This window comes from Lysobacter sp., assembly GCA_013141175.1.
Taxonomy (GTDB): domain Bacteria; phylum Pseudomonadota; class Gammaproteobacteria; order Xanthomonadales; family Xanthomonadaceae; genus Lysobacter_I.
The window spans coordinates 419,980-432,800 of sequence record JABFRN010000001.1 but is presented as its reverse complement, the minus strand read 5'-3'; the positions used below and the strand labels follow the sequence as shown (position 1 = coordinate 432,800).

Here is a 12,821-nt window from a genome sequence, read left to right as displayed (position 1 = left end):
ACTCTCGGTGAGGAAGTCGTTGTTCGCCGATCGGCGGGTGCAAGGCCCGCCCTACAAAGACCTTGGGGGCTACGTCTCGAAGGCATCCAACGGCTCCACCACCGAATACTTTTCCTTCTGCAGCTTCCCTTCCAGCGGCAGAAACTCAAGCGGTTCGGTCTTGGTTTCGGTATCCGGCAAACGATCCAGTAGGTCGCGGATCAAGGTCAGTCTGCCGATTTTCTGGTCGTTGAAATCCACCAGCGTCCACGGCGCATGTTTGGTATGCGTGGCCTTGAGCATCGCCTCGCGCGCTTTGGTGTACTCGCCGTATTTCGTGCGGGCTTCCAGATCGATCGGCGACAGCTTCCAGCCCTTGAGCGGGTCTTCGCGGCGTTCGGCGAAACGCTTTTCCTGTTCTTCCTGGTCGCAGCACAACCAGTACTTGAACAGCAGGATGCCGTCGTCGACCAGCATCTGTTCGAAGATCGGCGCCTGCTTGAGGAAGGCCTTCACCTGTTTGTCGTCGGCGAAGCCCATGACCTTCTCGACGCCGGCGCGGTTGTACCAGCTGCGGTCGAACAGCACGAGTTCGCCAGCGGCGGGCAGATGCGGCATGTAGCGCTGGAAATACCACTGGGTGCGTTCGCGGTCGTTCGGCTTGGGCAGGGCGACGATGCGACTCTGGCGCGGGTTGATGTGCGCGCTGATCGCATCGATCACGCCGCCTTTGCCGGCGGTGTCGCGGCCTTCGATGATGACGAGGATGCGTTGCCCGCTGTGCGCTGCCCAGCGCGCCATCTGTGCGAGCTCACGCTGCATCGGCTCCAGCAGTTCCTCGTATTCCTTGCGCTTGAGCTTGCTCATGCGCTCACCTTGCGGCTGCGTTTCGCGGATGCGCGTTTGCGCGAAGGACGAGCGGGTGCTTCTTCATCATCGGGCACGCCAGCGGCCATGCTGCGGGCGACTTCCAGCAGCGCGCCTTGCTGCTTGCTGTTGAGCGCGCGATACGAGGCCAGCAGTTCGTGTTCGCCCTTGGTGCGCGCGGGATCGAAGGTGCTGGCGAGTTCCGACAGCAGCGCGCCTGCCGGCACGCCGAAGGTGCGGGCGAGCGCGTCGATCTGGTCGCGGCCGGGCAGCTTCTCGTCCTTCAGCCATGCGCTGACGGTGTTGACGCCCGCGCGCGGGATGGCGGTGGCGAGGTCGGTCACGGTCAGGCCGGTGGCCTTGGTGAGCAATCGCAAAGTGGTGCCGATGGACATGTTCATCACTCCTTGAGCCGCGGGCGCAGCGTGGCGAGATTGCAGGGCTTGGTACGCGCGTCGAGCTGGGCGCGCACGATCTTCTCCCAGGCGGTGCGGCAGGCCGAGGTGGAGCCGGGGAGGGCGAACAGGAAGGTGCCGTTGGCGAGGCCGGCGAACGCGCGCGACTGCAGCGTCGAGGTGCCGATCTCCTCGAAGCTCAGCGCGCGGAACAGTTCGCCGAAGCCCGGCATCTGCTTGTCGAGCAGCGGCAGCAGCGCTTCCGGGGTGGAATCGCGGCCGGTGAAGCCGGTTCCGCCGGTGACGAGGATGCCGTCGACCGCCGGGTCGGCGATCCACTGCGATACCAGCGCCCGAAGCTTGTAGCGGTCGTCGGGCAGCAGGGCGCGATCGTGCAGACGGTGGCCGGCGTCGGCCAATGCGGTGGCGAGATGGTCGCCGGAGCTGTCGTCGGCGAGGCTGCGCGTGTCGGACACGGTCAGCACGCACAGCGAGAGGGGAATGAAATCGTGGGCTGCGGTCATGGGCCGCAGGGTAACGCTTTCGCCCGCGCCCGGCGAGCCGGTCAGCGCGCCGCCAACGGCAGCTGGAAACGCAGCGTCTCGTCGTTCCGGCGCCAGCCCTGCGAGCGGTACAGCGCCTGCGCGGCGTGGTTGTCGGGCATGGTTTCCAGGTCGAGCCGGATCGCGCCTTCGGCCTGACCGTAGTCCGCCGCCGCCGACAGCAGCGCCAGCGCGACGCCACGACGACGTGCGTGTTCGGCCACGAACAGATCGTTGAGCACGAACACCCGCGCTGCGCTCACCGAGGAGAACATCGGATACAGCTGGGTGAAGCCGACCGGTGCCGCCTCGTGAAGGCCGTCGAAATGCGCGAGCAGGATCGTGGATTCGTTGCGGCTCAGGCGTTCGTAGAGGAACCGGCGCGCGGTTTCCGGATCCTGCCGCTGCGCGTAGAAGCTGCGGTAATCGGAAAACAGCGGCACGAGTTCGCCAAGGTCGTCGAGGGTGGCGCGGCGGGTGGTGACGGGCATGGGGGGCCGTGAGCAGTCGAGAAAGATTAGTGCAAGCGGTCGCTGCTTGCCTTCTGTGGGAGGGGCTTCAGCCCCGACAGTACAATTTGCGGTATGGCTTGGCTATACCGATCAATGATTCGGGACAGGCTTTCGCATCGTTGTAGTCATGAGGATCATCCGATACCACAGCGTCGGGGCTGAAGCCCCTCCCACAAACGAATCCCCTTTCGCAGAGGAGCATGATGCATGTCCTGTGTGGGAGGGGCTTCAGCCCCGACTGCTCGAATCGGCGAATGGATCGATCGCTGCCATCGAAATGTTCGGCACGGGCCATGCGCAATGCCAATATGGGTAATGTGAAAAATCCGCAACCAGGCCCGCGCGGATAGGATTCATCAGCAGATAGCACGCGACGCTGTCGATCGATTCGGCGCCGCGAATTGCGCGATCATGGAAGCCATCCTGCCAGACCACGGGTAGATGCGGATGCAGAAGCCTCAGCCGACGCGAGACAGCGCCTTTCAGTCTGCCGACGTACGCGGACAAAGATATCCCAGTGCCGACCTCGATCAATCCATGAAAATGATCCGGCATCAGTACCCATGCGATCACTGCGCCATCCAGTCGTTGCCCGGTCTCATGGATCAGTCGAGCAGCGTCCGTGGCGATCGCCGGATCAGAGAATAACTTTCTGCGGTCGTATGTATTGAAGGTGACGAAATAGATATGGCCATTGGCGGACCAACGCCCTGCGCGAAGTCGTTGGTAGCCGCTTTTCATCGAAACAGTGTTGACGATGCTTTGCATGCGGTCTATCGGGATTCATGCGGTTGTGCTGTCGGAGAAGTCCGATGCAACCCTGTCGGGGCTGAAGCCCCTCCCACAAGTGGCTTGCCAACAACGTTGCTCTCAACCGCCTTGGGTCAACCGCGCGAGTTCATCGGCCTGGTGCTCGCGGGCCAGGCGTTCGATGAGATCGTCGATGTTGCCCTGGATGATGTTCGGCAGATCGTAGAGGGTCAGGCCTTCGACGCGGTGATCGGTGATCCGGCCCTGCGGGAAGTTGTAGGTGCGGATGCGCTGGCTGCGGTCGCCGCTGCCGACCTGCAGTTTGCGTTCCTGCGCCTGCGCGGCTTCGCGTTTGGCGGTTTCGGCTTCGAGCAGCATCGCCTTCAGCCGCTTCATCGCTTTGTCGCGGTTGGCGTGCTGGCTGCGCTCGGTCTGCGATTCCACGACCACGCCGCTGGGTACGTGGGTGATGCGGATCGCGGATTCGGTCTTGTTGACGTGCTGGCCGCCGGCGCCGCTGGAGCGGAAGGTATCGACGCGCAGATCGGCGGGATTGATCTCGATGTCGATCTCGCCGCTGTCTTCGCCGATGATCGCGACCGTCGCGGCGGAGGTGTGGATGCGGCCCTGCGATTCGGTTTCCGGCACGCGCTGAACGCGATGGGTGCCGGATTCGAATTTCAGTTTCGAATACGCGCCGCGACCGTCGACGCGGGCGATGATTTCCTTGAAGCCGCCGTGTTCGCCCGGGCTTGCGGATTCCACTTCGACTTTCCAGCCCTGGCGCTCGGCGTAACGCGAGTACATGCGGAACAGATCGCCTGCGAAGATCGCGGCTTCGTCGCCGCCGGTGCCGGCGCGCACTTCCAGATACAGGCCGCCATCGTCGCGCGGGTCCTTCGGCACCAGTTGCGCCATCAGCGCGGTGTCCAGCTCGAGCAGTCGCGCGTGCACGGCGGCGATTTCCTCTTCGGCCAGTTCCGCCAGTTCCGGGTCGCTGCGCATCGCTTCGGCGGCGGAGAGGTCCGTGCGCGCCTGGCGCTCCGCCGCGAGGCCTTCGGCGATCGGTTCGAGCTGCGAGAACTCGCGCATCAGCCCGCGATAGCGCGCGGCATCGTTCACCGTCGCAGGATCGGCGAGCAGGCGTTCGATTTCCTCGCGGCGCTCGGCCAGCGCCTCCAGCTTACGGCGCAGGGTCGGCGTCATTGCGGCCGTCGGGCGTGTGTTCGGGATGGAGCTGATGATCGACCGCGTCGGCCAGGCGGTTGTGTGCGGGCGCGTGGCGCGGGAACAGCCGCTCCGCGGCGCGCACGACATCGACATCGCCGTTGAGCGCCGCTTCGCGCAGCGCGGCGGTGGGCGCGTGCAGCAGGCGATTGGTCAGTGCGTGCGCAAGCTGTTGCAGGACGTCGGCCGGGTCGTGGCCGGCGGCGAGCAACAGATGCGCTTTCGCCAGCGATTCGTCGCGGGCGGCTTCGCCATGCGCACGGAGTTGTTTCAGCGAGCCGTGATGGGCGCTGGCGTTCACGGTTTCGACGTAGCGCGACACCTGCATCTCGATGATGGCTTCGGCGGCGGCGGCGGCCTCGCGGCGGCTGTTGCGGTTGTCTTCGATCACGCGCTCCAGATCGTCGACGGTGTACAGAAAGACGTCGGCGAGTTCGGCCACATCCGGCGCGATGTCGCGCGGCACCGCCAGGTCGAGCAGCAGCATCGGCCGATGCCGGCGCTTGCGCAGCGCGGCCTGGACCGTGTCGCGATGCAGGATCGGTTCGCGGCTGGCGGTGGCCGAGAACACGATGTCGGCTTCGGCCAGATGGCGGTCGAGTTCGGTCAGCGGCAGGGCGACGCCGCCGTGGCGGGTCGCGAGTTCCTGGGCGTGGGCGAGGGTGCGGTTGGCGAACAGCAGGCGCTTGGCCTTCGCTTGCACCAGATGCAGCGCGGTGAGTTCGATGGTTTCGCCGGCGCCGATCAACAGGATGGTGCAATCGGCCGGCCGGGCGAAGGCTTCTTCGGCCATCCGCACCGCCGCCGATGCCACCGAGACCGGGTTCGCGCCGATGCGGGTGTCGGTGCGCGCGCGCTTGGCGGTCACGAAGGCGTGCTGGAACAGACGGTCGAGGCGGTTGCCGAGGGTGCCGGCGCCGCGCGCGGCCGACCAGGCCTGTTTCACCTGGCCGAGGATCTGCGGTTCGCCCAGGACCAGCGAGTCCAGCCCGGTGGCGACCCGGAAGAGATGACGCACCGCATCGTCGCCGCGATGCCGATACAGATAATCGTGCAGTGCCAGCGGTGACCGTCCACCCGACGAACCGCCCTCCTGCGGATGCGCGGCCAGCCATTCGACCAGGGCGTCGCCGTCGCCGCCGGTGAGGGCGTAGACCTCGGTGCGGTTGCAGGTGGAAAGCAGCGCCACTTCCTCCACGCCCGGCAGCGCACGCAGCGCGGACAGGGTCGCCGGCAGCGCTTCTTCGGAGAACGCGACCCGCTCGCGCAGGGATACCGGCGCGGTCTGGTGGTTGATGCCGAGGGCGATGAGGTGGGGCATGACGACCGGCGGAGGTGCGTTCAGATGGTTGGGGTAAGCTGACGACAATTCCATAGTTTACGGCCCATCACGCCGATGCCCGCAATTTCGATCATTATTCGCCGGCCATCGCCACTGTCCGGCACGTTCATGACGTGGCTGCTGGCATGGCTTCTGGCGCTGTCCGCAGGCGCTGCGCTGGCGGGACCGACCACTGCGCCGGTCCCCGATCCGCTGACGCCGACCATGGCTGCCGAGTACGCGCTGCAGGCCGGCAAACTGGACGAGGCCGCGCGCTGGTATCTCGATGCCGCAAAGGCCGCCGACGGCGATGCCGTCCTGGCCGAGCGCGCCACCCGGATCGCGCTGCTGGCCAAGAACGACGCCAACGCCGCCGAGGCGCTGGAACTGTGGCGCACCCGGGCCAAGCGCTCGCCGTCGATGCGCAACGCCGAGGCGACGCTGGCCCTGCGCCGCAAGGATGAACGCACCGCACGCCGCGAACTGCAGGCATTGATGCGTGGCGGCGAAAAGGACGGCTGGCGCTACGCCCTGGTGGCGCTCGATGCCGGCTCCGGCGATCCGAAGCTGACCGGGCGGTTGCTGGGTCAACTGATCGATTCGATTCCCGACCAGCTCGAGGCCTGGCTGGCGTTCGGCGAATTCTCCCAGCAGCTGCAGCGCAACGATCTGGCCGAAAAGATCGTCACGAGAGTCGTCGCCAAATTTCCCGACGAGCCGGCGGTTGCGCTGCTGCATGCCAGCCAATTGCGTGAAGCCGGCAAGACCGACGAGGCGCGCAAGGTCCTGAGTGAGCTGGGCGAGCCGTCGCTGCTGTCGCCGGAGCTGGGTTTCGCCGTGGCCAACGAATACAGCGAGATGGGCGACAACGCCCAGGCGGCGGCCGTGCTGGCGCGCGGCCCGCAGAGCGACCGCAGCTACATCTTCCGTGCCGCGTACCTGGCCCAGGCCGAAGACAAAGTCGGCGTGGCCAAGGTCTATGACGAACTGAAGCGCGACTCCGCCGCGCCGGATCCCGGCCGCCGCCTGTTGCTGGGTCAGATCGCCGAGTTCATCGAGCGTCATGAGGAAGCGCTGGAGTGGTACGCGGGCGTGCCCGGCGGCCCCCAGCGTTGGCAGGCGCGACTGCGTTCGTCCACGGTATTGCACAAACTCAAGCGTGCGGATGAAGCCTATGCGCGATTGCGCGAGCTGCAGGCCGATGGCGATGCCGATGAGGAGACGCGACGCGACGCGTACCTGCTGGAAGCCGAACTGCGCAAGGACGATACCGATTTCGATGGCGAACTCGACACCTATGCGCGCGCACTCGGCGCATTCCCCGACGAAAAGCAGCTGCTGTACGCCCGCGCCCTGATGTGGGAGCGACGCGACGACATCACGCGCGCAGAGGCCGATTTCCGCAAGATCCTGGCCATCGACGCCGAAGACGTGAACGCGCTCAACGCCCTCGGCTATACCTTGGCCGACCGCACCGATCGCCATCAGGAAGCGCTGGAGCTGATCGCGCGCGCGATCGCCGCGCAGCCCGACAGCGCCGCGATCATCGACAGTTACGGCTGGGTGCTGTATCGCCTCGGTCGCAAGGACGAAGCGCTGACCGAACTGCGTCGCGCCTTCACCAAGCAGAAGGATGCCGAAATCGCTGCGCATCTGGCCGAAGTACTGTGGGTGCTTGGCCAGAAGGATGAATCGCGGAAGTATTTCGAGGAGTCGCGCAAGATCGATGCGGACAATCGTTCGCTGAAGCGCGCCATCGAGAACACCGGCGTGGTGCTGCCGCCGTTGCCGGAGAAGGCGGGCGCATGAATCTGCGTGCGTTAGCGGCGACGCTTGCGATCGCTGCCGTCCTCACAGGCTGCGCGACGACCGTGCCCGCCCGCCGCGTACCGGCGCTGTCGACCGAAGCACTCGCGTCCCGTCTGCAGGCACGCCAGGAATTCCTGGCGCAGTACGACGCATGGTCGTTCTCCGGCCGTGCTGCGGTCAGCAAGGGCGACAAGGGCGGCAGTGGCCGCATCGAATGGCAGCAGCAGGATCGGAGGCGGTACGAGATCGCCTTGAGCGCGCCGGTCACCCGCCAGAGCTGGCGCCTGATCGGCGATCTGCATTCCGAAGCCGGGCGGATCGAAGGTCTGGAAGGCGGCCCGCGCGACGGCGAGTTCGCCGAAGACCTGCTGCTCGAAACCACGGGTTGGGCGGTGCCGCTGCAGCAGCTCGGCAGTTGGGTGCGCGGCGCACCGGCGGCGGAGTACCCGGTGCAGGCGATCGTGTACGACGCGGAAGGCCGGCCGGCCAGCTTCCAGCAGGCCGGCTGGACGGTCCGCTACACCGCTTGGCGCCCGGGCCCCACCGGCGCGCCGGATCTGCCGGCGAAGATCGAAGCCGAAGCCGGCGACGCCCGGGTCCGGCTGGCGATCGAAGACTGGACCTTCGCCTCGCCATGAGCGCGGCGAACGCGGATGCCGGGTGGTCGGTCTGGCCGGCCCCGGCCAAGCTGAACCTGTTCCTGCGCATCGTCGGCCGCCGGGCCGACGGCTATCACCTGCTGCAGACGGCGTTCCGGATCCTCGACTGGGGCGACACGATTGCGATCCGTCTGCGCGACGACGGCCGAATCGTCCGGCATGGCGAGTCGGCACCGGGCGTCGCCGAAGCCGATGACTTGACCGTGCGCGCCGCAAAATTACTGCAATCGACGGCGAAGATCGCTCAAGGTGCGGATATCGCCATCGAAAAACGAATCCCATCCGGTGGCGGCCTTGGCGGTGGCTCCAGCGATGCCGCCACCGTGTTGCGTGCGCTGGATCGGCTCTGGGGTTGCAATCTGGGGGCGGGCACCCTGGCCGAGCTCGGTCTGCGTCTGGGGGCGGATGTCCCGGTCTTCGTGCGTGGCGAGAATGCCTGGGCCGAGGGACTGGGCGAGCAGTTGACCCCGATCGACCTGCCGCCGGCCTGGTATCTCTTGGTCGCGCCGGGCATCCATGCCGCCACCGCCGAATTATTCCAAGCCGCTGAATTGACGCGAAATGCTGCAGCCGCGACAATGCCCGACTTCGTTTCGGACCCATTCCTGCAAGGGCAGGCGCTCGGCAACGCGTTCGAGCCGGTCCTGCGTCGCCGCGAACCCGCCATCGAAGCGGTCTTCGCCGCGTTACGCAGCGCTGGCACTGCGCGACTGACCGGCTCGGGCAGCGTGTGTTTCGTCGAATTCGCAGACCGCGAATCCGCCGAACGCGCGCTCGACGGGCTGGCCAAGCCGCTGCCTTCAGGTGTCATTGCCTGGATCGCCGCCGGTGCGCCGCGCTCGCCGTTGCTGGATGCGCTCGAAACGAAGTGATGGGCCGCGCGAGCGGGCTGTCCGGGGCTGGCAAGAACGACGGCACGTTGAAAAACAACGCGCCGTCGAACGAACCGACCTCACCGAAGGGGCGTCGCCAAGTGGTTAAGGCACCGGGTTTTGATCCCGGCATTCGTAGGTTCGAATCCTTCCGCCCCTGCCACACACAACGGAATTCCGCTTCGCGGGGTTCCGCCACCCGCCACGGTCAGAGCGAAGCGGAGTCGATATGCAGGACGATCGTCAGTTGTTGATCTTCTCCGGCAACGCCAACCGGCCTCTGGCCGACGCGGTCTGCAAGGAGTTGGGGATCCGCCCGGGCAAAGCGCTGGTGTCCAAGTTCTCGGACGGCGAAGCCCAGGTCGAGATCGAAGAGAACGTGCGTCGTCAGGAAGTGTTCGTGGTCCAGCCGACCTGCGCGCCGAGCGGCGAGAACCTGATGGAACTGCTGGTGATCATCGATGCGCTGAAGCGCGCGTCGGCCGCCAGCGTCACCGCAGTGGTGCCGTACTTCGGCTATGCCCGCCAGGACCGTCGGCCGCGCTCGTCGCGGGTGGCGATCACGGCGAAGGTCGCGGCCAAGATGTTCACCGCCGCTGGCGCAGACGGCGTGTTGACGGTCGATCTGCACGCCGACCAGATCCAGGGCTTTTTCGATATCCCGGTCGACAACGTGTACTCGTCGCCGCTGCTGCTTGCCGACATCTGGCGTGCCTACGGCACCGACAACATCATCGTGGTGTCGCCGGACGTGGGCGGCGTGGTTCGCGCCCGCGCCATCGCCAAGCGACTCGACGATGCCGAACTGGCGATCATCGACAAGCGTCGTCCGCGTGCCAACGTCGCCACGGTGATGAACATCATCGGCGACGTGTCCGGCAAGACCTGCGTGCTGGTGGACGACATCGTCGACACCGCCGGCACCCTCTGCGCCGCCGCGGCGGCACTGAAGGCGCAGGGCGCGCAGCGGGTGATCGCCTACTGCACCCACCCGGTGCTGTCGGGACCGGCGATCGACAACGTCAACAAATCGCAGCTCGACGAGCTGGTGGTCACCGACACCATTCCGTTGTCGGAGGCGGCGCGCAACTGCAGCCGCATCCGTCAGCTCAGCGTCGCCGAGCTGCTCGCCGAAACGATCCGTCGGGTCGCGTTCGGCGAATCGGTCAGTTCGCTTTACGTGGATTAGTTGTACTGCGGAACGGGGGCATCCTGCCGCCGCCCGCAGGTGCGATCGCACGGCCAAGCCGCACGATCGCACCGCAGTCGCCGCCTCCGGCGTCGTCTGCGCCGGCACATCCTTGTGCCGGGCCGTGACTACGCTTTCCGGTGTTGGCCGGATAGCAAAAACGGCTTCTCTGGTCGCGGAGAAGTCGCATCGCCGCCGCGAGGCGGTTCATTCGCAAGAAAGTGAGATATCGAAATGGCAAAAACCCACGAAATCAAGGTCGAACGCCGCACGGACGAAGGGAAGGGTGCGAGCCGCCGCCTTCGCCATGCCGCCAAGATCCCCGCCATCGTCTACGGTGGCAGCGAACTCAAGCCGGTCAGCATCCAGATCGAGCACGAGGCCATCTGGCTGGCCAGCCAGCACGAGTGGTTCTATTCGTCGATCCTCGACCTGAGTCTGGGCGGCGACGTACAGAAGGTGCTGCTGCGCGATATGCAGCGTCACCCGTTCAAGCAGCAGATCATGCACCTGGACTTCCAGCGCGTGAACGAGAACGAAGCGCTGCGCACGTCGGTGCCGCTGCACTTCATCAACGAAGACACGTCCCCGGCGGGCAAGTCGGTCGAGGTCGTGGTCACCCACGAGCTCAACGAAATCGAAATCAGCTGCCTGCCGAAGGATCTGCCGGAGTTCATCGAAGTCGATCTGTCCGAACTGGCCGTCGGTACGATCCTGCACATGTCCGACATCAAGCTGCCGACCGGCGTCTCCATCCCGGAACTGAAGCTGGGCAAGGAGCACGATCTGGCGGTGGTCATCGCCAAGCACGGCAAGGAAGAGGCCGAAGCGGCAGCTCCCGCCGCCGAAGTGCCGGCCGCCAAGGTCACGAAGAAGGACCAGAAGTAATCGTTCCGGTCCGGAGCGCTTTCGGGCGTTCCGGATCGGCGATACGGTTCTCCTGCGATGGCTGGTTTGCGTCTCATCGTCGGGCTCGGAAATCCGGGGCCCGAACACGCCAGAACCCGGCACAACGCCGGGTTCTGGTTTGTGGACGCTTTGGCGGAACACACCGGCGCGCGTTTCGGTCTGGAAAGCAAACTGTTCGGCGAAACCGCGAAGGCCGACATCGCCGGGCAGACGGTCTGGCTGCTGAAGCCGGCCACGTTCATGAATCTCAGCGGCAAGTCGGTTGCTGCCGCGCTGCGCTACTGGAAGATCGAGCCGGAGGAAATGCTGGTCGCCCACGACGAGCTGGATCTCCCGCCCGGCGTCGCGCGCTTCAAGTTCGATGGCGGCCACGGCGGCCAGAACGGTCTGCGCGATATCGTCCGGCTGCTGGGCCATGGCCAATTCCACCGCCTGCGGGTCGCCATCGGCCATCCCGGGCACAAGGACAAGGTCACGCCGTGGGTGCTGGGTCGCCCGGGCAAGGACGACGAAATCCTGATCCATCGCGCCATCGACGACGCACTCGCAGCGCTGCCGCTGGCGGTCGCAGGCAACCACATGGATGCGATGACGAAGCTGCATACGCCGAAGTGAGGCGTCAAACGTCAAACGTCAAAGATCAATCCAGATCTTTTGACCTTTGACCTTTGACCTTTGACAGGAAACACAATGGGCATCAAATGCGGCATCGTCGGTCTGCCGAACGTCGGCAAATCGACTCTCTTCAACGCATTGACCAAGGCGGGTATCGCTGCGGCCAACTTTCCGTTCTGCACGATCGAGCCGAACGTCGGCGTGGTGCCGGTGCCGGATCCGCGCCTGAATGCGCTGGCCGAGATCGTCAAACCGCAGAAGTGCATTCCGACGGCGGTCGAGTTCGTCGACATCGCCGGCCTGGTGGCCGGTGCGGCCAGCGGCGAGGGCCTGGGCAACAAATTCCTCGCCCATATCCGTGAAGTGGACGCGATCACCCACGTGGTCCGCTGCTTCGAAAACCCGGACGTCATCCACGTCAACAACAAGGTCGATCCGATCGCCGATATCGAAACCATCGATACCGAACTGGCGCTGGCCGACCTGGAATCGGTCGAAAAAGCCTTTCAGCGCGCCGAACGCGCCGCGAAGACCGGCGACAAGGACGCCAAGGCCCGTGCCGAGGTGTTGGGCCGGGTTCGCGCCGGGCTGGATGCGGGCACGCCGGCGCGCGCGCTGGGCTTGTCCGACGACGACAAGCTGGCGGTTCGCGATCTGTTCCTGCTCACGCTCAAGCCGGTCATGTACGTGGCCAACGTGCTGGAGGATGGCTTCGAGAACAACGCGCATCTGGACGCCGTGCGCGCCCGCGCAGTGACCGAGGGCGCCGAAGTGGTGCCGGTGTCGGCGGCCATCGAGGAAGAGCTCAGCCAGCTCGAGGATGACGACCGCGACACGTTCCTGGCCGACCTCGGTCTGGACGAGCCGGGTCTGAACCGGGTGATCCGCGCCGCTTACAAGCTGTTGGGCCTGCAGACGTACTTCACCGCCGGGGTCAAGGAAGTGCGGGCTTGGACGGTCAAGGCCGGCTCGACCGCGCCGCAGGCGGCAGCGGTGATCCATACCGATTTCGAGAAGGGCTTCATCCGCGCCGAAACCATCGCCTACGACGACTTCCTCAAGTATCGCGGCGAATCCGGTGCGCGCGACGCCGGCCGTCTGCGTCTGGAAGGCAAGGAATACCGCGTGCAGGAAGGCGACGTGCTGCACTTCCGCTTCAACGTCTGATCTTCAAC

The 12,821-nt window shown here is 65.7% G+C and carries 13 protein-coding genes, 1 tRNA gene and 1 pseudogene; 8 read left to right on the top strand and 7 right to left on the bottom strand.

What is annotated here, in order from left to right:
• Nucleotides 1–69: 69 nt before the first annotated feature.
• From ppk2 to HOP03_02085, 7 genes and pseudogenes are all read right to left on the bottom strand, one after another.
• The gene (ppk2, locus tag HOP03_02115) at nucleotides 70–846 is read right to left on the bottom strand and encodes a polyphosphate kinase 2 (GenBank protein NOT86957.1); all 777 of its coding nucleotides are present in this window, start codon (nucleotides 844–846) and stop codon (nucleotides 70–72) included.
• A gap of 83 nt (nucleotides 847–929) precedes the next feature.
• Nucleotides 930–1,241 (bottom strand): annotated as a pseudogene (locus HOP03_02110) (helix-turn-helix transcriptional regulator).
• A 5-nt stretch (nucleotides 1,242–1,246) separates the two neighbouring features.
• Nucleotides 1,247–1,765 (bottom strand): molybdenum cofactor biosynthesis protein B, encoded by a 519-nt coding sequence (gene moaB / locus HOP03_02105; GenBank protein ID NOT86956.1) that lies wholly within the window; start codon nucleotides 1,763–1,765, stop codon nucleotides 1,247–1,249.
• A gap of 41 nt (nucleotides 1,766–1,806) precedes the next feature.
• The gene (locus tag HOP03_02100; protein NOT86955.1) at nucleotides 1,807–2,274 is read right to left on the bottom strand and encodes a GNAT family N-acetyltransferase; all 468 of its coding nucleotides are present in this window, start codon (nucleotides 2,272–2,274) and stop codon (nucleotides 1,807–1,809) included.
• A 249-nt stretch (nucleotides 2,275–2,523) separates the two neighbouring features.
• On the bottom strand, nucleotides 2,524–3,063 hold the full coding sequence (locus tag HOP03_02095; protein ID NOT86954.1) for a transposase: 540 nt from the start codon (nucleotides 3,061–3,063) through the stop codon (nucleotides 2,524–2,526).
• Nucleotides 3,064–3,165: 102 nt separating this feature from the next.
• Nucleotides 3,166–4,251 carry a peptide chain release factor 1 gene (prfA, locus tag HOP03_02090; protein NOT86953.1) on the bottom strand — a complete coding sequence of 362 codons (1,086 nt, stop codon included), beginning with the start codon at nucleotides 4,249–4,251 and terminating at the stop codon, nucleotides 3,166–3,168.
• A complete protein-coding gene (locus HOP03_02085) occupies nucleotides 4,229–5,593 on the bottom strand; it encodes a glutamyl-tRNA reductase (GenBank protein ID NOT86952.1) in 1,365 nt (454 codons plus the stop codon). The genes prfA and HOP03_02085 overlap by 23 nt, the downstream gene beginning before the upstream one ends.
• 75 nt (nucleotides 5,594–5,668) lie before the next feature.
• Here HOP03_02085 and HOP03_02080 point away from each other — a divergent pair, with 75 nt between their 5' ends.
• The 8 genes from HOP03_02080 to ychF all read left to right on the top strand — a co-directional run bounded on the left by HOP03_02080 (nucleotide 5,669) and on the right by ychF (nucleotide 12,813).
• Entirely contained in the window at nucleotides 5,669–7,402 is a 1,734-nt protein-coding gene (locus tag HOP03_02080) for a tetratricopeptide repeat protein (protein NOT86951.1), read from the top strand.
• Entirely contained in the window at nucleotides 7,399–8,040 is a 642-nt protein-coding gene (lolB, locus tag HOP03_02075; protein NOT86950.1) for an outer membrane lipoprotein LolB, read from the top strand. Before HOP03_02080 ends, lolB begins: the two co-directional genes overlap by 4 nt.
• Entirely contained in the window at nucleotides 8,037–8,933 is an 897-nt protein-coding gene (ispE, locus tag HOP03_02070) for a 4-(cytidine 5'-diphospho)-2-C-methyl-D-erythritol kinase (GenBank protein NOT86949.1), read from the top strand. The genes lolB and ispE overlap by 4 nt, the downstream gene beginning before the upstream one ends.
• A gap of 87 nt (nucleotides 8,934–9,020) precedes the next feature.
• Nucleotides 9,021–9,096, top strand: a tRNA-Gln gene (locus HOP03_02065).
• A 66-nt stretch (nucleotides 9,097–9,162) separates the two neighbouring features.
• Nucleotides 9,163–10,122, top strand: coding sequence for a ribose-phosphate diphosphokinase (locus HOP03_02060; protein ID NOT86948.1), 960 nt, complete (start codon nucleotides 9,163–9,165; stop codon nucleotides 10,120–10,122).
• A gap of 234 nt (nucleotides 10,123–10,356) precedes the next feature.
• On the top strand, nucleotides 10,357–11,010 hold the full coding sequence (locus HOP03_02055; GenBank protein NOT86947.1) for a 50S ribosomal protein L25/general stress protein Ctc: 654 nt from the start codon (nucleotides 10,357–10,359) through the stop codon (nucleotides 11,008–11,010).
• Between the two features lie 57 nt (nucleotides 11,011–11,067).
• Nucleotides 11,068–11,646 (top strand): aminoacyl-tRNA hydrolase, encoded by a 579-nt coding sequence (gene pth, locus HOP03_02050; protein ID NOT86946.1) that lies wholly within the window; start codon nucleotides 11,068–11,070, stop codon nucleotides 11,644–11,646.
• Between the two features lie 75 nt (nucleotides 11,647–11,721).
• Entirely contained in the window at nucleotides 11,722–12,813 is a 1,092-nt protein-coding gene (gene ychF / locus HOP03_02045; protein NOT86945.1) for a redox-regulated ATPase YchF, read from the top strand.
• Nucleotides 12,814–12,821 lie beyond the last annotated feature (8 nt).

Bases quoted from the DNA above. Each gene is read 5' to 3' on its own strand.
- HOP03_02100 (NOT86955.1), bottom strand. From the start codon at position 2,274: ATGCCCGTCACCACCCGCCGCGCCACCCTCGACGACCTTGGCGAACTC.
- HOP03_02055 (NOT86947.1), top strand. From the start codon at position 10,357: ATGGCAAAAACCCACGAAATCAAGGTCGAACGCCGCACGGACGAAGGG.
- ppk2 (NOT86957.1), bottom strand. From the start codon at position 846: ATGAGCAAGCTCAAGCGCAAGGAATACGAGGAACTGCTGGAGCCGATG.
- HOP03_02085 (NOT86952.1), bottom strand. From the start codon at position 5,593: ATGCCCCACCTCATCGCCCTCGGCATCAACCACCAGACCGCGCCGGTA.
- ispE (NOT86949.1), top strand. From the start codon at position 8,037: ATGAGCGCGGCGAACGCGGATGCCGGGTGGTCGGTCTGGCCGGCCCCG.
- HOP03_02095 (NOT86954.1), bottom strand. From the start codon at position 3,063: ATGCAAAGCATCGTCAACACTGTTTCGATGAAAAGCGGCTACCAACGA.
- moaB (NOT86956.1), bottom strand. From the start codon at position 1,765: ATGACCGCAGCCCACGATTTCATTCCCCTCTCGCTGTGCGTGCTGACC.
- prfA (NOT86953.1), bottom strand. From the start codon at position 4,251: ATGACGCCGACCCTGCGCCGTAAGCTGGAGGCGCTGGCCGAGCGCCGC.
- HOP03_02060 (NOT86948.1), top strand. From the start codon at position 9,163: ATGCAGGACGATCGTCAGTTGTTGATCTTCTCCGGCAACGCCAACCGG.
- lolB (NOT86950.1), top strand. From the start codon at position 7,399: ATGAATCTGCGTGCGTTAGCGGCGACGCTTGCGATCGCTGCCGTCCTC.
- pth (NOT86946.1), top strand. From the start codon at position 11,068: ATGGCTGGTTTGCGTCTCATCGTCGGGCTCGGAAATCCGGGGCCCGAA.
- ychF (NOT86945.1), top strand. From the start codon at position 11,722: ATGGGCATCAAATGCGGCATCGTCGGTCTGCCGAACGTCGGCAAATCG.
- HOP03_02080 (NOT86951.1), top strand. From the start codon at position 5,669: ATGCCCGCAATTTCGATCATTATTCGCCGGCCATCGCCACTGTCCGGC.